This is a genomic window from Stenotrophomonas sp. TD3 (assembly GCF_001939825.1).
In the GTDB taxonomy this organism is placed as follows: Bacteria; Pseudomonadota; Gammaproteobacteria; order Xanthomonadales; family Xanthomonadaceae; genus Stenotrophomonas.
Genome location: NZ_MOYM01000003.1, coordinates 92,864 through 114,455, shown reverse-complemented (window position 1 = coordinate 114,455; position 21,592 = coordinate 92,864). Strand labels below are relative to the sequence as shown.

20 protein-coding genes are annotated in these 21,592 nt (G+C 67.1%); 11 read left to right on the top strand and 9 right to left on the bottom strand.

The features are described from left to right. Positions 1–14 precede the first annotated feature (14 nt). Complete coding sequence (locus tag BKE09_RS19845) at positions 15–1,007, bottom strand: LysR family transcriptional regulator (RefSeq protein ID WP_075677499.1); 993 nt, start codon at positions 1,005–1,007, stop codon at positions 15–17. Between the two features lie 127 nt (positions 1,008–1,134). On the opposite strand from BKE09_RS19845, the gene BKE09_RS19840 reads away from it, so the two are divergent. Then, the gene (locus BKE09_RS19840; RefSeq protein WP_014037684.1) at positions 1,135–1,722 is read left to right on the top strand and encodes an NAD(P)H-dependent oxidoreductase; all 588 of its coding nucleotides are present in this window, start codon (positions 1,135–1,137) and stop codon (positions 1,720–1,722) included. A gap of 136 nt (positions 1,723–1,858) precedes the next feature. After that, positions 1,859–2,209 (top strand): ligand-binding protein SH3, encoded by a 351-nt coding sequence (locus BKE09_RS19835; RefSeq protein WP_075678323.1) that lies wholly within the window; start codon positions 1,859–1,861, stop codon positions 2,207–2,209. A 141-nt stretch (positions 2,210–2,350) separates the two neighbouring features. Here BKE09_RS19835 and serS read toward each other — a convergent pair whose 3' ends face one another. Beyond that, positions 2,351–3,631: a serine--tRNA ligase gene (gene serS, locus BKE09_RS19830; protein WP_006452392.1), complete on the bottom strand. Its 1,281-nt coding sequence runs from the start codon at positions 3,629–3,631 to the stop codon at positions 2,351–2,353. A 113-nt stretch (positions 3,632–3,744) separates the two neighbouring features. Between serS and BKE09_RS19825 the strand changes: the two genes are divergently transcribed. Beyond that, positions 3,745–4,383 (top strand): energy transducer TonB, encoded by a 639-nt coding sequence (locus BKE09_RS19825; protein ID WP_075677497.1) that lies wholly within the window; start codon positions 3,745–3,747, stop codon positions 4,381–4,383. A gap of 120 nt (positions 4,384–4,503) precedes the next feature. Then, complete coding sequence (locus tag BKE09_RS19820; RefSeq protein ID WP_075677495.1) at positions 4,504–5,076, top strand: energy transducer TonB; 573 nt, start codon at positions 4,504–4,506, stop codon at positions 5,074–5,076. A 212-nt stretch (positions 5,077–5,288) separates the two neighbouring features. On the opposite strand, the gene aroA is transcribed toward BKE09_RS19820, so the two are convergent. The 4 genes from aroA to BKE09_RS19800 all read right to left on the bottom strand — a co-directional run bounded on the left by aroA (position 5,289) and on the right by BKE09_RS19800 (position 10,010). Next, positions 5,289–6,596 carry a 3-phosphoshikimate 1-carboxyvinyltransferase gene (aroA, locus tag BKE09_RS19815; protein ID WP_075677493.1) on the bottom strand — a complete coding sequence of 436 codons (1,308 nt, stop codon included), beginning with the start codon at positions 6,594–6,596 and terminating at the stop codon, positions 5,289–5,291. 76 nt (positions 6,597–6,672) lie between these two features. Next, positions 6,673–7,872, bottom strand: coding sequence for a prephenate dehydratase (gene pheA, locus BKE09_RS19810; protein ID WP_075677491.1), 1,200 nt, complete (start codon positions 7,870–7,872; stop codon positions 6,673–6,675). Between the two features lie 51 nt (positions 7,873–7,923). After that, positions 7,924–9,009: a 3-phosphoserine/phosphohydroxythreonine transaminase gene (gene serC / locus BKE09_RS19805; protein WP_075677489.1), complete on the bottom strand. Its 1,086-nt coding sequence runs from the start codon at positions 9,007–9,009 to the stop codon at positions 7,924–7,926. Between the two features lie 194 nt (positions 9,010–9,203). After that, on the bottom strand, positions 9,204–10,010 hold the full coding sequence (locus BKE09_RS19800; protein ID WP_075677487.1) for an FHA domain-containing protein: 807 nt from the start codon (positions 10,008–10,010) through the stop codon (positions 9,204–9,206). A 125-nt stretch (positions 10,011–10,135) separates the two neighbouring features. Between BKE09_RS19800 and BKE09_RS19795 the strand changes: the two genes are divergently transcribed. From BKE09_RS19795 to BKE09_RS19785, 3 genes are all read left to right on the top strand, one after another. After that, positions 10,136–10,411 (top strand): polyhydroxyalkanoic acid system family protein, encoded by a 276-nt coding sequence (locus BKE09_RS19795; RefSeq protein WP_005417302.1) that lies wholly within the window; start codon positions 10,136–10,138, stop codon positions 10,409–10,411. 80 nt (positions 10,412–10,491) lie between these two features. Further along, positions 10,492–10,983 (top strand): phasin family protein, encoded by a 492-nt coding sequence (locus tag BKE09_RS19790; protein WP_075677485.1) that lies wholly within the window; start codon positions 10,492–10,494, stop codon positions 10,981–10,983. A gap of 236 nt (positions 10,984–11,219) precedes the next feature. After that, complete coding sequence (locus BKE09_RS19785; protein WP_075677483.1) at positions 11,220–12,224, top strand: restriction endonuclease; 1,005 nt, start codon at positions 11,220–11,222, stop codon at positions 12,222–12,224. A gap of 86 nt (positions 12,225–12,310) precedes the next feature. On the opposite strand, the gene hutC is transcribed toward BKE09_RS19785, so the two are convergent. Further along, positions 12,311–13,039 carry a histidine utilization repressor gene (gene hutC / locus BKE09_RS19780; RefSeq protein WP_075677481.1) on the bottom strand — a complete coding sequence of 243 codons (729 nt, stop codon included), beginning with the start codon at positions 13,037–13,039 and terminating at the stop codon, positions 12,311–12,313. Between the two features lie 28 nt (positions 13,040–13,067). Further along, positions 13,068–14,438 carry a formimidoylglutamate deiminase gene (locus tag BKE09_RS19775; protein WP_075677479.1) on the bottom strand — a complete coding sequence of 457 codons (1,371 nt, stop codon included), beginning with the start codon at positions 14,436–14,438 and terminating at the stop codon, positions 13,068–13,070. Between the two features lie 67 nt (positions 14,439–14,505). On the opposite strand from BKE09_RS19775, the gene hutI reads away from it, so the two are divergent. Genes hutI through hutU form a run of 4 tightly spaced genes read left to right on the top strand, consistent with a single transcriptional unit; the run spans position 14,506 to position 19,782 of the window. Continuing rightward, positions 14,506–15,729 carry an imidazolonepropionase gene (gene hutI, locus BKE09_RS19770; RefSeq protein ID WP_075678322.1) on the top strand — a complete coding sequence of 408 codons (1,224 nt, stop codon included), beginning with the start codon at positions 14,506–14,508 and terminating at the stop codon, positions 15,727–15,729. Beyond that, positions 15,726–17,267: a histidine ammonia-lyase gene (gene hutH, locus BKE09_RS19765; RefSeq protein ID WP_075677477.1), complete on the top strand. Its 1,542-nt coding sequence runs from the start codon at positions 15,726–15,728 to the stop codon at positions 17,265–17,267. The genes hutI and hutH overlap by 4 nt, the downstream gene beginning before the upstream one ends. Further along, positions 17,264–18,118, top strand: a complete 855-nt coding sequence (hutG, locus tag BKE09_RS19760) for an N-formylglutamate deformylase (protein WP_075677475.1) — start codon at positions 17,264–17,266, stop codon at positions 18,116–18,118. The genes hutH and hutG overlap by 4 nt, the downstream gene beginning before the upstream one ends. Then, complete coding sequence (gene hutU / locus BKE09_RS19755) at positions 18,115–19,782, top strand: urocanate hydratase (protein ID WP_075677473.1); 1,668 nt, start codon at positions 18,115–18,117, stop codon at positions 19,780–19,782. Before hutG ends, hutU begins: the two co-directional genes overlap by 4 nt. A 586-nt stretch (positions 19,783–20,368) precedes the next feature. On the opposite strand, the gene BKE09_RS23770 is transcribed toward hutU, so the two are convergent. Next, complete coding sequence (locus BKE09_RS23770; RefSeq protein WP_240502950.1) at positions 20,369–21,313, bottom strand: hypothetical protein; 945 nt, start codon at positions 21,311–21,313, stop codon at positions 20,369–20,371. Between the last annotated feature and the right edge of the window lie 279 nt (positions 21,314–21,592).

Here is a 21,592-nt window from a genome sequence, read left to right as displayed (position 1 = left end):
GCCGTTCAGCGCTCTCAGCCGGCATCCACGGCCAGCGCACCCAGTGCACTGGCCTTGATCCGCTCCTTGGCCTTTTCACAGGCGCCACCGCAATCCAGGCGCGAGGCCTCCAGCTGCGGCGGCAGGTGCTCGGCCAGGAAGTCGGTGAACACGCGCACCGCCGGCAGCAGGCCACGGCGCGAGGCGAACACGGCATGGCACACGCCCTGCGGCAGTGACCAGTCCGGCAGCACCACTTCCAGCTCGCCGTTGCGCACGGCGTCGGCGCACACGGTTTCCGGCAGCATGGTGATGCCGAAGCCGTCCTTCACCATGCTCTGCAGCAGCGGGAAGTCGAAGCCGGCCACGCGCGGCTGCAGGTCAACCCGGCGCACTTCGCCTTCCGGGCCATGCAGCTCCCAGCGCTGGCGGGCTTCGTCTTCGCTGATGCTGAGGGTGACGTGCTGGGTCAGTTCTTCCGGGTCCTTGGGACGGCCGGCGCGGTCCAGGTACTTCGGGCTGGCCACCAGCAGTTCCTGCACCTGACCGAAGCTGCGCATCACCAGGCTGCCGTCGTCGTCCAGGCGCGAACGCACGCGCAGGGCCACGTCGTAGCCTTCATTGATGATGTCCACACGGCGGTTGCTGATGTTCAGCTGCAGCCGCACCTTCGGATACTGCTCGAGGAACTTGGGCAGCAGCTTGGGCAGCTGCATCTGCGCCAGCGACACCGGCACGCTGGCGCGCACCACGCCGCGCGGTTCGGCGCTGAGTCGGTCCACCACTTCGCGTGCGGCCTGGGCCTCGGCCAGCATCGTCTGCGCATGGCGGTGCACGCTGGTGCCGACGTCGGTGACCGCGAAACGGCGCGTGGAGCGCTGCAGCAGGCGCACGCCCAGGTCGGTTTCCAGCTGGCTGATGCGGCGGCTCAGTCGCGACTTGGGGATGCCCAAGGCGCGCTCGGCGGCGGCGAATCCGCCGTGGTCGACCACCATCGCGAAGTAGTACAGATCATTCAGGTCATGCATGCCCGAGTTCCATATCTAGAACAATACGTGGCATTCAACCACCTTTATCCCGCCTTTGCAACAACCTATCGTTCTCTCCGTCGGCGGGGCCACCCCGCCCCTTCCTTCCAGAACATAGGTGACTGCCATGAAGCTTCTGCATCTCGACGCCAGCGTGCTTGGCGACAACTCCGTCTCGCGCCAGCTGTCGGCCGCCGTGGTCGCCCGCTTCACGGGTCAGATCGACGGCCTGCAGGTCGATTATCGCGATCTTGACGCCAATCCGGTACCGCATCTGCGCAGCAGCTCGCTGGCCAAGACCGATGCCGCCGAGGCGACCGATGCTGAACAGGTGATGCAGCAGTTCCTGGAGGCCGACATCGTGGTGATCGGCGCACCGATGTACAACTTCAGCATCCCCTCCACGCTGAAGGCCTGGATCGACCGCGTGGCCGTGGCCGGCCGCACCTTCAAGTACACCGAGAACGGCCCGGTGGGCCTGGCCGGTGGCAAGCGGGTGATCATCGCCAGCAGCCGCGGCGGCATCTACACCGACTCGCCGGCCGACTTCCAGGAGCCGTTCCTGCGCCAGGTGTTCGCCTTCATGGGCATCAACGAAGTCGAGTTCGTGCGCGCTGAAGGCATCGCCTACTCGCCGCAGCACCGTGAAGATGCCATTGCCGGCGCGCTGGCGGCACTGCCGTCGCACGCAGCGGATGAAGCCGTCGCGGCGTAACGCGTTCCAACGTTCGGCGCCCCTCTCTCCTCGTCTGGGCGCTGAACGCGGGCCGGGATCCCCTCCCCCATCCCGGCCCACCCTGGCGGCCCCGCTCTGCGGGGCCGTTTTTTTGTGGGCGCGCTACGCTGGGGCCATGGACTACGTCGTGACGACTGCGCACCGCAGCGAATTTCCGTACCCGATCACCCTGCGCCGCGGCCAGGCGCTGGTGGTGGGCGAACGTTATGAAGGCCCGGAGAGCTGGGACGACTGGTTTCTGTGCGAGGCCGAAGGGCAGCAGCCCGGTTTCGTGCCGGCGCCGGTGATCGGCCGCGATGCGCAGGGTGGCGCGTTTGCCACGGAGGATTACTGCGCGCGGGAGCTGGATGTGGATCCTGGGCAGCTGCTGCGCGGGGAGCGCACGCTCAATGGCTGGGCGTGGTGCGTGCCGGGAACCGGCGAACCGGGATGGGTGCCGTTGGAGAAGCTGCGGGCTGCGGAGTGATCGCGGCGGTTCATCCACGCATGGAGTGGATCTACCGGGGCATCGGTGAATTCATGCCGGGCACGTGCAACACCCTCCAGTAGATCCACGCCATGCGTGGATTCGGTGCCATGCAGGCATGGCACCCACCCGATCAGGGAATCAGGCGATGGTTTCCAGGCCACCCATGTACGGGCGCAGGGCCTCCGGCACGGTGATGCTGCCGTCGGCGTTCTGGTAGTTCTCCATCACTGCGATCATCGCGCGGCCAACGGCCACGCCCGAGCCGTTCAGCGTGTGCGCCAGTTCCGGCTTGCCGGTGGCCGGGTTGCGCCAGCGCGCCTGCATGCGACGGGCCTGGAAGTCACCACAGTTCGAGCACGAGGAGATCTCGCGGTAGGTTTCCTGCGACGGCAGCCAGACTTCCAGGTCGTAGGTCTTGATGGCCGAGAAGCCCATGTCGCCGGTGCACAGCAGCACCTTGCGGTACGGCAGGCCCAGCTTCTCCAGCACCACTTCGGCGCAGCGGGTCATGCGCTGGTGTTCGGCATCACTGTCTTCCGGGCGGCTGATCGAGACCAGCTCGACCTTCTCGAACTGATGCTGGCGGATCATGCCGCGCACGTCGCGGCCACCGCTGCCGGCCTCGGCGCGGAAGCACATCGAGTGGGCGGTCATGCGCAGCGGCAGGCGCTCGGCGTCAACGATCTCGTCGCGCACGATGTTGGTCAGCGGCACTTCCGAGGTCGGGATCAGGTAACGCGTGGAATCACCCACGGCGGTCTTGAACAGGTCGTCCTCGAACTTCGGCAGCTGGCTGGTACCGCGCAGCGAGTCGGCGTTGACCAGCAGCGGCACGTTGGTTTCCTCGTAGCCGTGCTCGCCGGTGTGCAGGTCGACCATGAACTGGGCCAGGGCGCGGTGCAGGCGTGCGATCGGGCCGCGCAGCACGGTGAAGCGCGAACCGGACAGCTTGGCCGCGGTCTCGCCGTCCAGCCAGCCGTTGCGGGCGCCCAGTTCAACGTGGTCGAGCACCTTGAAATCGAACTGGCGCGGGGTGCCCCAGCGCGCCTGCTCGACGTTGTCGTTCTCGTCGGCACCGGCCGGCACGTCATCGGCCGGCAGGTTCGGAATGCCCATCGAGATCGCTTCGATCTTCTCGCGCAGCTCGTCCAGCGCCACTTCCGAGGCCTTCAGCTCGTCGGCGAAGGCAGCGACCTCGGCCATGATGGCCGAGACGTCCTCGCCCTTGGCCTTGGCCTGGCCGATGGCCTTGGAACGGCTGTTGCGCAGGCTCTGCAGCTCCTGGGTCCGCACCTGGATGCGCTTGCGATCAGCCTCCAGGGACTCCAGGGCAGACACGTCGAGCTCGAAGCCGCGGCTGGTGCGCAGGCGTTCGGCGAGGTCGGCGGGCTGGTGGCGGAGCAGGGCTGGATCAAGCATGGCAGGTGTCGTGGTGGGTATCAGGGATGGGATTATCGCTTGTTATACGGATTTCTGCCGCCCGGTTCATTCCTGGCGTGGCAGAATCGGGCTATTCCGTACTGGTCCGGTCCATGTCTGCACCCCGCTCGTCGTCCGCCAAGTCGTTCACTGTGCATATCCCGCGCAACGCCCTGAAGATCGCCGGCATCGCCTTCGGCGTGGGCGTGCTGCTGTTCGTACTGGTCTGGTTGACCGGCCGCGACAAGGAGTTCTTCCGTGCCGACCCGGCCGCGCAGACCCCGCAGGAGACCGCGCAGGTGGAACCGCTGCCGGAACCGCTGGCCGCAGCCGCAGGCTCCAGCGACATGCCCGACGCCAAGCCGGCCCCGGTAGAGGACGACGCCCCGAAGCTGGTCGAAACCGCCCCGCCACCGCCGGCGCCCATCGCTGAACCGGCCCCGGCCGCGCCGGCCCCTGCGCCGGCCGCCACCGGCAACAGCCAGCCGATGCCGATTGCCGGCCAGTCGCCGCCGCCGGCCTACCCGGCCGCCGCGCTGCGCGCCGGCGAAACCGGCAGCGTGGTGGTGCGCGTGGAGGTGGATGCCACCGGCTACCCGAACAATGCCACCGTGATCCAGCGCAGCGGCTCACGCGAGCTCGACCGTGCCGCCACCGACGCCGTGCGCCGCTGGCGCTTCACCCCGGCACAGAGCAACGGCCAGCCCGTGCCTGGCAGCATTGAAGTGCCGTTCGACTTCAAGACCCAGTAACTGAACGTTTCCCGGCAGGCAAACTGAACCCTGCCGGTCGCGTTGACGCAACGCTGACACTTCCCGCCACTGGCCCGCGCAACACTCTCCTCCGTCGTCCATTGACGGAAGGAGTTTGCGATGACCGCCACCACCCACGAAGACCTTCATTCGCCGCAGCTGCAGCAGGATGCCAGCGAACAGCACAAGCCCACGTCGCCCTGGATGTGGATTGCGCTGATCGTGGCGATGTTTGCCGCCGCCCTGCTCTGGCTGCGTCATTCGAACCAGGAAGACGTGGCGCCGGCACCGGTCGGCGAGCGCATGCTGCCCGCCCCCGAGCAGGCGCCGGTCGCCGACGCGCAGGAGCCCGCTGCCCGTCAGGCCGCACCGGCCGGCAGCCAGCACAAAGCCGCCCCCGCAGTTCGCAATCGCGAGGCTCGCCCGCTGGCAGGCAACAGCAAGCCGACCTACCCCGCTGCCGCGCTGCGCAATGGCGTGCAGGGCAGCGTGATCGCCAGCCTGAATGTCGATACCCGTGGCCAGGTGACCAATGCCGCGATTGTTTCGCGCAGCGGCGAACGCAGCCGTGACCTGGATCGTGCGGTGCTGAGCGCCGTGCAGAACTGGAAGTTCCAGCCGGCGATGCATGAAGGCCGTGCAGTGGCCAGTGTGGTGCGGGTTCCGGTGGATTTCCGTACCGAACAGCGTTGATCGCGGACGAGGGGTTCGTGATGTTTAGACGGAGGCTTCGGCCTCCGTCCTTTTATGCGGAGACGCGTGCCAACCAAGGTTGGCACCTACCAGGTGATATGAGCGTGCCAACCAAGGTTGGCAGCTACCGGGTGATGTGAGCGTGCCGACCAAGGTCGGCACCTACCAGGCAATGCGATCCGCCGGGCATGATCCGGCGGATGCGCTTCCGATCAGGCCAGGTTGAATCCGGCGCTGCGGGCCAGGCCATCGAAGTCCGGGAAGGACGTGGCGACGTTGGCGATGTCGTTGATGCGCACTTCGCCGTCACTGATCTGGCCGGCGATGGCGAATGCCATGGCGATGCGATGGTCACCGTGGCTTTCGATGGTGCCGCTGCCCAGGCGCACGCCGCCGTGCAGGGTGGCGCCGTCTTCGGTTTCGTCCACCTGCATGCCCAGCGCGCGCAGGCCGGTGGCCATCGCCGCAAGGCGGTCGGATTCCTTCACCCGCAGTTCGGCAGCACCGCTCACCACGGTCTGGCCTTCGGCGGCGGCGGCGGCCACGAACAGCGCCGGGAACTCGTCGATCATGTCCGGCACCAGTGCTTCCGGAATACGCGCGCCCTTCAGCGGGGCGTAGCGCACCACCAGGTCGGCCACCGGCTCACCGCCCTGTTCGGCCGGATTCTCTTCGGTGATGTCCGCACCCATCAGGCGCAGCGCGTGCAGCAGGCCGGTGCGACGCGGATTCAGGCCGACCTGCTTCAGGTGCAGCTCGGAGCCGGGAATGATGCTGGCGGCCACCAGATAGAACGCGGCAGATGAGAAGTCGGCCGGCACCACGATATCCGTGGCGCGCAGGCGCTGGCCGCCACGCAGGCGGGCCTTGCCCGGCGAGAATTCGATGTCCACGCCGAACGCCGACAACATGCGTTCGGTGTAATCGCGGGTCGGGTGCGGTTCCAGCACGCTGGTTTCGCCCTGCGCATACAGGCCGGCCAGCAGCACCGCCGACTTGATCTGCGCGCTGGCCACCGGCGAAGCGAAGTCGATGCCGTGCAGCGCCTGACCACCATGCACGTGCAGCGGCGGCGTGCCATCGCTTTCAGTGTCGATCTTCGCGCCCATCTGCGACAGCGGGCCGGTCACGCGGCGCATCGGGCGGCCGGACAGCGACTCGTCGCCGATCAGCGTGCAGTCGAACGCCTGGCCCGCCAGCAACCCGGCCAGCAGACGCATGCCGGTACCGGCATTGCCGCAGTCCAGCGGCGCCTCCGGCGCTTTCAGGCCGTCGATACCCACACCATGCACGATGCGTTGCGACGGGCTGGGGGTTTCGATGCGCACGCCCAGCTGGCTGAAGATGCGCGCGGTGGCGCGAGTGTCTTCGCCTTCCAGGAAGCCATCGATATGCGAGGTGCCATCGGCCAGCGCGGCGAACATCACCGAGCGGTGCGAGACCGACTTGTCGCCGGGAATGGTCAGGCTGCCCTGCAGCGGCTTGCCCTTGCGGGCGATCCAGTGTTGCGCGTTGCTCATCGTTCGATCGTTCCGTAAACGCCGGCAGCGCCGGCGATGCATCAGGGAGCGGCGGCCATGGCCGCCACAGCAGCAGTCAGGGCACGGCCACCGGATAGGAGCCCAGCACCTTGATCTGCGCCGAGTGCGCTTCCAGTTCAGCCAGCGCGGCCTGCATCGGCGCGTCGTCGATGTGGCCGGCCAGGTCGATGAAGAAGCCGTATTCCCACTTGCCGTGGTGCGACGGCCGCGACTCGATGCGGTTCATGCTGATGCCGTGGCGGGCGAATGGGCTGAGCACGTCGAACAGCGCACCGGGCTTGTCATGGATGAACACCAGCACCGAGGTGCGGTCGTGGCCGGAGGTCGGGAAGATGTTGCGGCCCACCACCAGGAAGCGGGTGGTGTTGTCGGCGTCGTTCTGGATCGGCTTGGTGACCACCTTCTTCAGGCCGTACACGTGGCCGGCACTCTCGCCACCGATGGCCGCCGCATCATCGGCGTTGCGCGCACGACGCGCTCCCTCGGCATTGCTCGAGACCGGAATCTTCTCGGCCTTCGGCAGGTTGGCGCGCAGCCATGCCGAGGTCTGCATGAACGACTGCGGATGCGCGTAGATGCGCTCGATGTCCTCGATGCGGCCGCTGCGCGACATCAGGTACTGCTGCACGCGCAGTTCCACTTCGCCACAGATCTTCAGGTTGGAGGTCAGGAACATGTCCAGGGTGATCTGGATGGTGCCCTGCCCCGAATTCTCCACCGGCACCACGCCGAAATCGGCGTTGCCCGCTTCCACTTCCTGGAACACTTCCTCGATGCTGGCCATCGGCAGGCCCAGCGCGGAGCGGCCGAAGTGCTTGAGCACGGCCTGCTGGCTGAAGGTGCCTTCCGGGCCGAGGTAGCCGATCTTCAGCGGCTCCTGCTGGGCCAGGCAGGCCGACATGATCTCGCGATAGACATGCACCAGCAGCTCATCGCTGAGCGGGCCTTCGTTGCGGTCCACCACCATGCGCAGCACCTGCGCTTCGCGCTCGGGGCGGTAGTAGTCGACGGCGGCGGCGAGCTTGCCCTTGGCCTTGCCAACCTGGTGGGCGAAACGCGCGCGCTCGGCGATCAGGCTCTGGATGTCGCGGTCGATCTGGTCGATCTTCGAACGCACATCGGCCAGCGCCAGCGGCGCCAGGGTGGGTGCCGGGTTCGAAGCGGCCTTGGCCTTGCCCTTCGCCTTGGTGGGCACGCTGCCCTTGGCCGGTTCGGCCTTCTTCGGCGCCTTCTTGCTGGATTTGCTGCTTGCCATCGGAATTCCTTGTTGCGGGGCACGCACCCGACGGTGCGCGCCGTTCATTGCTCAACCGTGACGCTGCTGGAAATCGGCCATGAAGGCGACCAGCGCCTCGGCCCCGGCCAGCGGCATGGCGTTGTACAGCGAGGCTCGGATGCCCCCGACCACCTTGTGTCCCTTCAGCGCCAGCAGGCCGGCGGCCTTGGCTTCGGCGACGAAGCGGGCATCAAGCTCGGCATCGGGCAGGAAGAACGGGATGTTCATCCGCGAACGGGCCGCGTGTGCGACCTCGTTGCGGTAGAAGCCGCCGGAACCATCGATGGCGCCGTATACCAGCGCCGCCTTGGCGGCATTGCGCTTGGCGAACTCGGCCACGCCACCTTCGGCCAGCATCCACTTGAACACCAGGCCGGCCAGGTACCAGTTCCAGGTCGGCGGGGTGTTGAGCATCGAATCGCGGGCGACATGCGAGCGGTAGTCGAAGATGTCCGCGCGCGGCTGGCCGCTGCGCTCGAGCAGGTCGCGGCGGATGATCATCACCGCGATGCCGACCGGGCCCAGGTTCTTCTGCGCCCCGGCGTAGATCACGCCGTAACGGCGCACGTCCAGCGGCTCGCTGGCGATGGACGAACTGAAATCGGCGATCAACGGGACGTTGCCGGTATCGGGCACATCACGGAACTCGACACCGTGGATGGTCTCGTTGGCGGTGATGTGCACGTAGGCGGCATCGGGTGACAGCTGCCAGTCGGCACGCGGCGGCAGCGTGCGGTAGCCATCGGCCTCGCTGCTGGCGGCAATGTTGACGTCGACGTAGACACCGGCCTGCTTGACCGCGGTCTTGCCCCAGTGGCCACTGACCACGTAGTCCGCGCGCTGGCCGGGGGCGGCGAAGTTGAGCGGGATCAGCGCCTGCTGGGTGGTGGCACCACCGGACAGGAACAGCACCGCATAGTCTTCGGGGATATCGAGCAGGCGACGCAGGTCGGCCTCGGCCTCGGCGGCCACGGACATGAACTCCGCACCGCGATGGCTCATTTCCACGATCGAGGCACCGGTACCGTGCCAGTCCAGCATTTCCGCCTGCGCCTGGCGCAGGACCGATTCCGGCAAGGTTGCAGGGCCGGCACTGAAGTTGAACGCGCGCGTCATGTCACACCTGTGGGGCAAGACCCCTAGTATGCCGCAGTGCACCAGCCTTGCGGCCTAGTGCGGCAAGGGAAATTTGGTTTCATTGGAATCCATTCGCGACGCGACCGGGTAGTGCCGGCCGCTGGCCGGCACCCACAGGGATACGGGGCGGCAACTGCCGGCCAGCGGCCGGCACTACCGTCACCGCGCGACCGTCAGCGCGCGCCGAACCACAGCAGCAGGCTGAGCAGTGCGGCCAGCAGCAGCGCACTCGCCAGCAGCCATGGCCAGCGCCGGACCCTGCGCGGCGCGGCCGGCAGCACCGGCGCCTGCTCGGCCTCGTGGCTGGCGTCGTCCTCGGTGGGCATCGGCCGCCGGCGCGGATCATGCGGCACTTCCAGCACGAACCGGTGCTGGCCATCGAACACCACCTGGTCGCCGGCCTGCAGCCAGCAGTGCCGCACGGCCACGCCGTTGACCCGGGTGCCATCGGCACTGCCCAGGTCGCGAAGCAGCACGCGCTCGCCGTGCACTTCCACGCGGGCGTGCTGTTCGGCGAAGGCCGGGTCATCGATGGCGATGTCGGCCTCGTTGCCGCGGCCGATCAGGCGGGCCCGCGACAGGGTGAAGCTACGGCCATGGTGCAGGCCGCCGACACCGCGCAGCAGCCGCTGCTGCTCGTCGCTGCCGTCTTCGTTCTTCGGCGCAGGCGCCTGCAGCAGGCTCTCGACTTCGCCCTGCAGCACCATCTCCACGCCATCCACGTACACCGCGTCGCCCGCGCGCAGCAGGGCCATCCGGCGCACGGGGCGACCGTTGACGTGGATGCCGCGGATGCCATTGCCGACCTGCAGCCAGAGGCCGCGATCGTCCATGCAGAACTGGGCCAGCAACAGGGCGCCGTTGCCTGCATCGCCGAGCCGCACACTGCCGTTGGCCTGGCGCACGATGCGTTGCACCCCGGGCCGCAGGGGCTGGTCGGGCTGTTGTTGTTGACTGAAGTGAACAAGCAGGTTCTGCACGCGGCGCAGCCTAGCAGGTTGGCCGCCAACGAAGAAGAACCTGCGATGAGTGCTTGGCGCGGCGGCCCGCGATGCGCACAATGCTCGCCCTCTTTGATCATCCCCGCCCTGCGCCAGGAGCCTGCATGTCCACCATCGATGTCCGCCACGCCCACGCCCTGCCCGACGCACAGGCGCGCGCCGCGATCGAACAGGTCGCTGCCAAGCTGTCCGAGCGCTTCGGCCTGAAATCGTCCTGGACCGCCGACGTCCTGAACTTCTCCGGCAGCGGCGTGGACGGTGCGATCGAACTGCAGCCAGGCGCCGTGCGCGTGACCGCCAAGCTGGGATTCCTGCTGTCGGCGATGAAGGGCATGGTCGAAGGCGAGATCCAGCGCGTGCTGAAGGAAAAGCTGGGCTGAACCCCGGCGGCGGCCGTCACGGCCGTGCAACGCCAACGCGCGCTACTCTCGGGGCAGGCCCAACTCCCACGGGAAGTGCGATGAACCACTACGAGAACGACGACCGCCGCAACGACGACGCCTCTTTCGGTGACCAGGCCGAGCGCTTCTCGCGCAAGCTCAGCGATTCGGCACAACAGGTCTGGCTGGCCGGGCTGGGCGCTCTGGGCCGCGCGCAGGCCGAGGGCAGCCGCTTCTTCGATGGCCTGGTGAAGGAAGGCGAAGCCTGGGAGGCCCGCCGCCGTGAGCGCAATGGCGAACAGGGCCCGGGCTGGCGTGACAACGTCGAAACCTCGCTGGACGAGGCCCGCGAGAAGGCCTCCGACACCTGGAACAAGGTCGAGAAGGCCTTTGATGACCAGGTGCAGGGCGTACTCAAGCGCCTGCATGTCCCCACCGCTGACGAAGTGACGGCGCTGGAAGCCCGCATCGATGCCCTGCATGCGCGCCTGGCCAAGCTGGAAACCCGCGCCGCGTCCGGCACCGACGCCCCTGCGCCGGGCAGCCATCAATCGCCGGACAGCGTGCCCTGAGTCCAATTGTTGCAATGCAATAAAAATTGATTGACAATCGCGAGCAACCCGCCAATCGCTTCGGCTGCCGTTTGTTCCCTCCCCTCACGGCTTCAGGATTGGCGGGTTTTTCGTGCCCGCCGTGCGCCGTTCTGCGCGCTCCATCACGCTTCCTGTCAGGAACATCCTGACCCGGCCGGGCACCGCGACCTTTACACTGTCGTTCTCCGCTTTCGCCCCTTCCGCCCTACTCCTGCATGCTCCCTTGGATCCTGGCCCTGCTGTCGGCCCTGCTTACCTGTTCCCTGGCCGTTGTCTATCTGTGGTGGATCAAGCGGCGGCAGAAGGAGATGCAACTCGGCCTGCAGGCCCTGGCCGGCATGCATTGGCGCGAATTCTCGGTCCTGGTCAAGCGCATGCTGCGCGAACAGCGTGGCCTGCGTGAGCTGATCGATCCGACCGAAGATGCCCGCGAGCCGAGCAGCGACTTCCTGCTCAGCGATGGCCCCAATCAGTGGCTGGTGTCGTGCAAGCATGGCCTGGCCTATCGCATCGGCACCGCCGCAGTGAACGAGCTGGGTGCGGCCGCGCGCCTGGCCGGCGCCAAGGGCGGCATGCTGCTGACCGAAGGCCGTATCGAGCGCGACGGCCGTGGCGCCGCCGAGAAGCAGGCCGTTGAGGTGCTGGACGGCCCCCGCCTGTGGCCGCTGCTGCAGCCCTACCTGCCCGGCGATATCGAAGCGCGCGTGCGTGCCAGCGCCCGGCATGAGGCGCTGCGCCGCATTGCCATCGCCGCACTGGGTTCGGTCACGCTGGGGCTGCTGGTCGGCCTGGGCCTGCAGGGCTTGCATGTGGAAGAGGCCGCGCCGGTTGCTGCGGCGCCGGTGGTGGCAGCACCTTCGGCCGCGCCTGCCGCCGAACCTGCCCCGATCGAAGCCGTCCCTGCGGCCGCCCCTGCTCCCGAAACTGCCGTCGCCCCGGCGGCCGACGCGCGCAGCAATCCCAACCCGGATGCCGCCACGCTGGAGCGCTTCCAGGCCGATCTGGCCCGCGCACTGGCTGGCAAGCCCGGCATCGCCAGCGGCGTCTGGCTGACCCGCCAGACCCTGGCGATCAACCGCACCGGCGAACTGGAAGCGGTGTGGCCGCGGGTCTGCGAGGAAGTGCTGCACTACCCCGCCCTGCGCAACGTGCGCATCCAGCTCAACGCCCGCCCCGGCGTGGATGAGCCCGTACGCTGGCGACAGTGCGCTACGTATTGATGGGGCAACATCCACGCATGGCGTGGATCTACTGAATCCCGATGCGCGCCCCCTTGGTAGATCCACGCCACGCGTGGATGGAACCCCTAGCGCGCGCCCGGCGCGAAGCGCGCGACCAGGTCCCAGGCGTCGCCGAGGAACACCTGGCGCACGCGGGTAATGGGCTGCTCACCGCGCCAGGTCAGGCGCTCGATCACCAGGCAGGCGGTGCCGGGCTTCACGTCCAGCAGTTTGGCGGTGGCGGTGTCCGCGCCCCAGGCACTGATGCGGTGCTGGGCACGGGTCCACGAGACATTCTGCAGCAGCCAGCTGCCCGGCGCGGTGGTACTGAAATCGACCTCCAGCACCTCGGGCACGCCCACCGGGCTGATCAGGCGGTGCTCCAGCGCCAACGGACGGCCATCGGCCAGGTGCAGGCAACGCATCGCCAGCAGCGTCTCCTCGCCCGCCAGCTCCACTTCACCGGCATTGCCGGCGTCGGCCAGGCGCAGGTCGCGCTGCAGCAGGCGATACGCGTACTGATGGCCGCGCGAGCCGACTTCCATCGCGATATCGGGAATCTCCAGCGCCACCTGCTCCAGGTGCGGCGGCTGCCGCGCCACGAATGAACCGGCGCGACGGCGGCGTTCGATCATGCCGCTCTCGGCCAGTGCAGTCAGCACCTTGTTCACCGTCATCCGCGAGCAGCCGTACTGCTCCATCAGCTCGTGCTCGTACGGAATCCGGAAGCCCGGCGCCCACTCTCCACTGAGGATGCGGCTTTCCAGATCGCTGCGGATACGCTGGTTGAGCGTGGCGGACTTGCTGGCCTTCACGTAATGGGGTCTCGGTAGCGGGAGGCGATCAGCCCAGCACGCCGCGCAGGGCGGCAGCGAAGGCGCTGGTGATCGCCTCGCGCTGCAGGTGGCGGCCGTCGGCCACGCACTGGCGGCCATGGCGCCAGACCGATCGCAGCGCGCCATTACGTGCGGCGAACACCCAGCTGTCAAGCCATGCGTCGTCCTGTCGCGCCTGCAACGCCGGGTGCGAAGCATCCAGCTCGACCAGGTCGGCACTGGCGCCGACCTGCAGGCCGGCGGCCACGCCCAACGCCTGTGCACCGCCCTGCAGTGCGCCCTCGAACAGGAAGCGGCCAGTGCTGCGGGTGGCATCCGGTGCCAGCACATTGCGCCCGCGCAGGGTCAACCGCTGACCGTACTCAAGCAGGCGCAGTTCTTCGGCCGCGTCGATCAGCACATTGGAATCGGAACCGACACCGAAGCGACCGCCCTCGCGCGCGAACGCCTGCATCGGGAACAGGCCGTCGCCCAGGTTGGCCTCGGTGATCGGGCACAGGCCGGCCACGGCCCGGCTGGCCACAACGGCCGCGCGCTCGTCATCGGTGATGTGGGTGGCATGCACCAGGCACCAGCGCGCATCCACCGGCGCATGGTTGTACAGCCACTGCACCGGGCGCTGGCCGCTCCAGGCCAGGCAGGCCTCCACTTCGCGCACCTGTTCGGCGATGTGGATGTGCACCGGGCCGTCGGTCAGCGGCAGCAACGCACTCAGTTCCTCGCCGGTGACCGCACGCAGGCTGTGCGGTGCGATGCCGAGCACCGCATCGGGCAGCGCGGCCAATGACGGCTTGGCGGCGTCCAGCAGCTGCGCGAAGCCGTCCACGTCGTGGATCAGCCGTCGCTGCGCAGGGTTCGGTGCCGCCCCGCCGAAATCGGCATGCGCATAGAACACCGGCAGCAGGGTCAGGCCGATGCCGGTCTGGTCGGCCGCCGCCGCGACCCGCGCACTCATCTCGGCGCGGTTGGCATAGGCGCGGCCGTCAGCGTCGTGGTGCAGGTAATGGAACTCGCCGACGCGGGTGAAGCCGCTTTCCAGCATTTCCATGTAGGCCTGGGCGGCAATGGCCTGCACCGCGTCCGGGCGCAGGTGGGCCAGGAAGCGGTACATCAGCTCGCGCCAGCTCCAGAAGCTGTCACCGTCGCCGCCGCCGATCTCGGTCAGCCCGGCCATGCCGCGCTGGAAGGCATGGCTGTGCAGATTGGGCAGGCCCGGCACCAGGATGCCGACGCGAGTGTCGCCGGCCTGGGCGCCCTGCCCCGTGCTGATCGCCGTGATGCGACCGTCCTGCACCTGCAGGCGGACGTCACGGGCCCAGCCGTCGGCCAGCAGGGCGTGGGCGGCATGGAAACGGTGCGGGGAACGCGAATCGGACATGGCTGGACAACCCGAAATGGACGCCTATATTGTATAGACATATAAGCACAGCCGCGTTGTGGATGCCATGCACGTCGAAACCCTGTGGTCCAACGTTCACCTGATCACCCTCGATGGCGAGGGCCTGGGTGTCATCCGCGATGGCGTACTGGCCTGCGCCGAGGGCCGCATCGTCCATGTCGGCACCGCCGGCAGCGATGCCCACCTGCAGCCGACCACCCGCATCGACGGCGAAGGCCGCTGGATCTCCCCGGGCTTGATCGACTGCCACACCCACCTGGTCTACGCCGGCAACCGCGCCAACGAATTCGAGCAGCGCCTGCAGGGTGTCAGTTATGCCGAGATCGCCCGTGCCGGCGGCGGCATCGTCTCCACTGTGCGCGCCACCCGCGCCGCCACGCCGGAACAGCTGGCCCGCGAAAGCCGGCCGCGCCTGCTGGCAATGCGCGCCGAGGGCGTGACCACCCTCGAGATCAAGTCCGGCTACGGCCTGACCCTGCCCGACGAACGCAAGCAGCTGCAGGTGGCGCGTGCGCTGGGCGAGGAATGCCGGGTCAACGTGGTGACCACCTTCCTCGGCGCACACGCGATTCCGCCGGGCCGCGAAGCACAGGAATACACCGACGAGGTGTGCAACGTGATGATTCCGGCCATCGCCGCCGAAGGCCTGGCCGAAGCGGTGGATGTGTTCTGCGAGAACATCGCGTTCTCGCCGGCACAGGCGCGGCAGGTCTTCGAAGCGGCACGCGCCAACGGGCTGGCGGTGAAGATCCACGCCGAGCAGCTGAGCAACCAGCATGGCGCCGAACTGGCCGCCAGCTTCGGTGCACTGTCGGCCGACCATATCGAACATCTGGACGATGCCGGCATTGCCGCGATGGCGGCGGCCGGCACCGTCGCCGTGCTGCTGCCCGGTGCCTTCTATTTCACCCGCGATACCACCCTGCCGCCGATTGCGGCGCTGCGCGCGGCCGGCGTGCCACTGGCGCTGGCCACCGACAGCAACCCCGGCACCTCACCACTGACCAGCCCGCTGCTGGCGATGAACATGGGCGCCACCCTGTTCCGCCTGACCGTGGACGAGTGCATCGCCGGCTTCACCCGTGAAGCGGCGCGCGCGCTGGGCCGTGGGGATCGCATCGGCCGCCTGGCCGTGGGCATGGACTGCGACCTGGCGATCTGGGACATCGACGCCCCCGCCGACCTGGTCTATCGCATTGGATTCAACCCGCTGCACGCGCGCGTGGTGCGCGGACAGCCCGACCTGCCTGCCTCCTGGAGCAACACATGAGCAACACCCTGGTTCTTCGCCCCGGCCATGTCACTCTCGCCCAGTGGCGGCAGGTCTATCGCGGTGCGCCGCTTGCACTGGACCCGGCCGCGCTGCCGGTGGTGCGCGCCAGTGCGGCGGCCGTCGCCGCGATCGTCGCCAAGGGCGCGCCGGTGTATGGCATCAACACCGGCTTCGGCAAGCTGGCCAGCGTGCGCATCGAGCGCGAGGACCTGGCCACCCTGCAGCGGAACATCGTGCTCTCGCATGCTGCCGGTGTGGGCGAGCCGATGCCGGCCAGCGTAGTGCGCCTGATGATGGCGCTGAAGCTGGTCAGCCTGGCGCAGGGTGCTTCGGGCATCCGCGAGGAGACCCTGCTGTTGCTGGAAGCGATGCTGGTCAAGGGCGTGCTGCCGGTGGTGCCCGCGCAGGGCTCGGTGGGTGCCTCGGGTGACCTGGCACCGCTCTCGCACCTGGCCAGCGTGATGCTCGGCGTGGGTGAGGCCTTCATCGGTGACGAACGCCTGCCGGCAACTGATGCACTGGCACGCGCGGGGTTGCAGCCGATCGAACTGGGCGCGAAGGAAGGCCTGGCGCTGCTCAACGGCACCCAGTTCTCCACCGCCTATGCGCTGGCCGGCCTGTTCGAGATCGAGACGGTGTTCCAGGCCGCGCTGGTCACTGGTGCGCTGTCGGTGGAAGCAGCCAAGGGCTCGGATACCCCGTTCGACCCGCGCATCCATGCCATCCGCGGCCAGCGCGGGCAGATCGCCACTGCGGCCACGCTGCGCACGTTGCTGCAGGGCTCGGACATCCGCGAATCGCACCGCGACAACGACGTGCGCGTGCAGGACCCGTACTGCCTGCGCTGCCAGCCGCAGGTGATGGGCGCAGCGCTGGACATCCTGCGCCAGGCTGCGACCACGCTGGAAATCGAAGCCAACGGCGTGTCCGACAATCCGCTGGTGTTCACCGATACCGGCGAGGCACTGTCAGGCGGCAACTTCCACGCCGAACCGGTGGCCTTCGCCGCCGACATGCTGGCGATGGCGGTGTGCGAGATCGGCTCGATCAGCGAGCGCCGCCTGGCGATGCTGGTGGACCCGGCGCTGTCCGGCCTGCCCGCCTTCCTGACCCCGCGTCCCGGTTTGAATTCCGGCTTCATGATTCCGCAGGTGACCGCAGCTGCGCTGGTCTCGGAAAACAAGCAGCGCGCTTACCCGGCCAGCGTTGATTCGATTCCGACCTCGGCCAACCAGGAAGACCATGTGTCGATGGCCGCACACGGTGCGCGCCGCCTGATGCAGATGGCCGAGAACGCCGCCAACGTGATCGGCATCGAGCTGCTGGCCGCCGCGCAGGGCTGCGACTTCCACGCCCCGCTGCGCTCCAGTGCCGCGCTGGAATCCGTGCGCGCCACCCTGCGTACGCAGGTGCCGACGCTGGAAGAAGACCGCTACTTCCATCCCGACATGGTGACCGCCACGAACCTGGTGCGCAGTGGCGCGCTGGCGCAGGGCCTGACCAATCTGTTGCCGACTGTGGAACCACAGGCATGAAGACCCATCCCGAATGGCTGACGGTGCACGAAGGCGATGCCCCGTTGATCGTCAGCTTCCCGCATACCGGCAGCGAGCTGCCGCACGACCTGATCGGCGACTACCACTCGCCATGGCTGGCCCGTCGCGACGCCGACTGGTGGGTGCACGAACTGTACGATTTCGTGCGCGGCATGGGCGCGACCACGGTGCGCTCGGCGATCTCGCGCTCGGTGATCGACCTCAACCGCGATCCCAGCGGCGTGTCGCTGTACCCCGGCCAGAACACCACCGGCCTGTGCCCGCTGACCACCTTCGACAACCAGCCGCTGTACCACGCCGGCCGCGAACCGGATGACGCGGAAATCGCCCGTCGCCGCGACACGTATTTCCTTCCCTACCACGATGCGCTGGCCGCACAGATCACGCGCCTGCGTGCGAAGTTCGGCACTGTCGTGGTGTATGACGCGCATTCGATCCGCTCGCATATCCCGCACCTGTTCGACGGCGAGCTGCCGCAGTTCAACCTGGGCACCGCCGGTCCCTCCGGTGCACCGGATACCTCCTGCGACAACGCCTTGAGCGATGTGGTGGAGAACCTGCTGAAGATCAGTGGCATGAGCCAGGTGCGCAACGGGCGCTTCAAGGGCGGCTGGATCACCCGCCACTACAGCAACGTGGCCGGCGGCGTGCACAGCCTGCAGATGGAACTTGCCTGCCGCGGCTACATGCACGAACCCCTGCCGGACCAGGTGGACGAACACAGCTGGCCCACCCCGCTCGACCCCGACCACGCCGCACCGCTGCGCCACACCCTGGCGCAGGTGCTCAATGCCTGCCTTGAATTCGCAACGAACCGGAGCGCCGCATGACCCGCAACGACCCGTCCCGCACCATTGCCGCGCCGACCGGCACCACGCTGAACGCCAAGAGCTGGCTGACCGAAGCGCCGCTGCGCATGCTGATGAACAACCTGCACCCGGACGTGGCCGAACGGCCGCAGGAACTGGTGGTGTACGGCGGCATCGGCCGCGCTGCGCGCGACTGGGAAAGCTTCGATGCCATCGTCGAGACGCTCAAGCGCCTGGATGACGACCAGACCCTGCTGGTGCAGTCGGGCAAGCCGGTGGGCGTGTTCCGCACCCATGCCGATGCGCCGCGCGTGCTGATCGCCAATTCCAACCTGGTGCCGCGCTGGGCCAACTGGGACCACTTCAACGAGCTGGATAAGAAGGGCCTGGCCATGTATGGCCAGATGACCGCCGGCAGCTGGATCTACATCGGTGCGCAGGGCATCGTGCAGGGCACCTACGAGACCTTCGTGGAAATGGGTCGCCAGCACTTCGGTGGCGACCTGACCGGGAAGTGGCTGTTCACCGGCGGCCTCGGCGGCATGGGCGGCGCGCAGCCGCTGGCCGCCGTGATGGCCGGCGCCTCGTGCCTGGCCGTCGAGTGCCGGAAGAGCAGCATCGACATGCGCCTGCGCACCGGCTACCTGGATACCTGGACCGACAATCTGGACGAAGCGCTGCGCCTGATCGACGAATCGTGCAAGGCCGGTACGCCGAAGTCGGTGGGCCTGCTCGGCAACGTTGCCGATGTGCTGGCCGAACTGCTCAAGCGCGGCGTGAAGCCGGACCTGCTGACCGACCAGACCTCCGCGCACGACCCGGTGAATGGCTACCTGCCGCAGGGCTGGACGGTCGAACAGTGGGACGAGAAGCGTGTGAGTGCACCGAAGGAAGTGGAGAAGGCTGCGCGTGCATCGATGGCCAACCACATCCGCGCCATGCTCGGCTTCCACGCGCTGGGCGTGCCGACCGTGGACTACGGCAACAACCTGCGGCAGATGGCGCTGGAGGAAGGCGTGGCCAATGCCTTCGACTTCCCCGGTTTCGTGCCGGCCTACATCCGCCCGCTGTTCTGCCGCGGCATCGGCCCGTTCCGCTGGGCCGCACTGAGTGGCGACCCGGAGGACATCGCCAAGACCGATGCCAAGGTGAAGGAGCTGATTCCGGACAACCCGCACCTGCACCGCTGGCTGGACATGGCCGCCGAGAAGATCAAGTTCCAGGGCCTGCCGGCACGCATCTGCTGGGTCGGCCTGGGTGATCGAGATCGCCTGGGCCTGGCGTTCAACGAGATGGTCGCCAACGGCGAACTGAAGGCACCGGTGGTGATCGGCCGTGACCACCTGGACAGCGGCAGCGTGGCGTCGCCGAACCGCGAAACCGAAGCGATGGCCGACGGCTCCGATGCGGTGTCCGACTGGCCGCTGCTGAACGCCCTGCTCAACACCGCCAGCGGCGCGACCTGGGTGTCGCTGCACCACGGTGGCGGCGTGGGCATGGGCTTCTCGCAGCACGCCGGCATGGTGATCGTCTGCGACGGTACGGAGGCGGCGGCGAAGCGCATCGGTCGCGTGCTGTGGAACGACCCGGCCACCGGCGTGATGCGCCATGCCGATGCCGGGTATGACATCGCGGTGGAATGCGCGAAGGAGAAGGGGCTGGATCTGCCGGGGATTCTGGGCTGATCCGGAGGGCCTCTCCAATGAACAGGCCCTCCCTCATCAAGCCGCACCTGCATATCCGACACCTGCCACTCATGCCCACCGAAGGTCACCAGACGAACCGCCGCAAGAGAGGAGTCAGGGCCAAGCAAGGACGTGAGCCAGTGCCATCCAGTTCCTTGCACGGGTGCAGCCATGTTGCGCAAGATCACCAACTTCGACATTGACTCAACCCTACGCGCGCCGGGGGCACCCAGTGCTTCTCTGTCGGTCTCCATGCATGACATCGAGACCTTCAATGGAATTCTCTCCGACGAGATTGATTCTTCATTCTCGTCCAGCATCTGCTGCTCATCGCGGATTGCACAAGAGCGGATGGCTTCCACGCAATCCGTTACGGTTCGACCCGGGAGACCGAGGGAAGCAATGTTGTTTTCCTCTCTCCGCCCGCCGACATCTCTGGTCTTGTACGATTGGCCTCAGTCAGGACATTGATCCGAAAATGACCTGAACACGCACCACCGCAGCGCCGATCAAGCACCGTCACGCCCAGGAAGTCAGGCCACCCGAATGAATCGGCGCCGTCAACCCAAGCCTGGCGCCAATGTGATCATGCCGAAAGTGCCGCCACCCGTCGATACCCGGGGATACGCTGGGAGTACAGGCCGGCAAGATCATCGCCCGTTCGAACGTGAACGAAGTGCTGCTTCCCAATACTGACAAAGTTGGCCTTGGTCGCGCTGTTCTGGAGGGTTCTTCCAGCTTCGACCGCCTTCAGCGCACTGATCCACAGCCATTCATCCCTCCCCTTGATGGCGTACCAGACCGGCATGCGGAATACACGCTCAAAGGCGATGGCCCTCCTCAACTCATCGTCCAGACTCAGCGTATAGAACACGCGCCCATTCCATTCACTGGGTGATATGTTCTTGGCATCCACACCAATCATACCCAGCGCATCGAACAGCAGAAGGAAATCCGGGCGCTTGACTGAGCCAGTAAACAAACTGGCGAAGGTTTCCGGTTGCTGGCAGATCGCAACATAGGGTAGTCCTTCCCGCGCGAACCAGGCTGCCAACGCGCTCTCACCCTCCAGTCCAGCGAGCGCACGTTGTTCTGCCGCTGTTAGCTCGTCCTTGCCCTCGTGCAGCGTCTGCATCCGCATGCCGCCGTCCTCGGCAACTGCATCTCCCAAGCTTTCACGACACTCCAGGCGATTTCGTGGCAGCGAGGATTCACTCGGACTCCTGCCAGGATCAACGGCACTTGGGTCATACCAATCCGCCATCGGCTTTCCATGGCAAACCATGTCACCGCGAAGGTATTGACCGATGTGCTCATCAGCGAGCGCATAGATGAGATCGACAGTCCAATCATCGATCTCTGCGCCAATTGAGATCTCGCAAAGGTTTGACTTGGAGTCGTAGAAGACACGCTCTACCGTGTACTGCAATCTCCAGTTCTTCAACGCCTCGACAAAGTTCTGCAACTCGTCCAGTTCGCGCGGATCGTCATAGCGACTATCAATGAACGGGTATTCCGGCCTGCCTTCCATGTGTATTGCTTCCTGTCCAAGGTCCCGTACGCAACTCGATCTGTTTCGACATTGCAGCGATTACGGGACCGGATATCTGTTGATCCCAACCCGCTATCGGCAGAGCAAGCCAAAGCTTGAGCGTGCCGGTACGCATGGTCTGCTTGTGCAGGAGCACCGGGCCAAGGCGTGTGCAAAATGCAATTCTGCGGCACCAAAGTGTCTGACGATCCACCTCATGTGCACCGGACAGGGAATGGCGTGACCACAAGGCGGAGCCGAGCATGGCTCGGCTCTGCA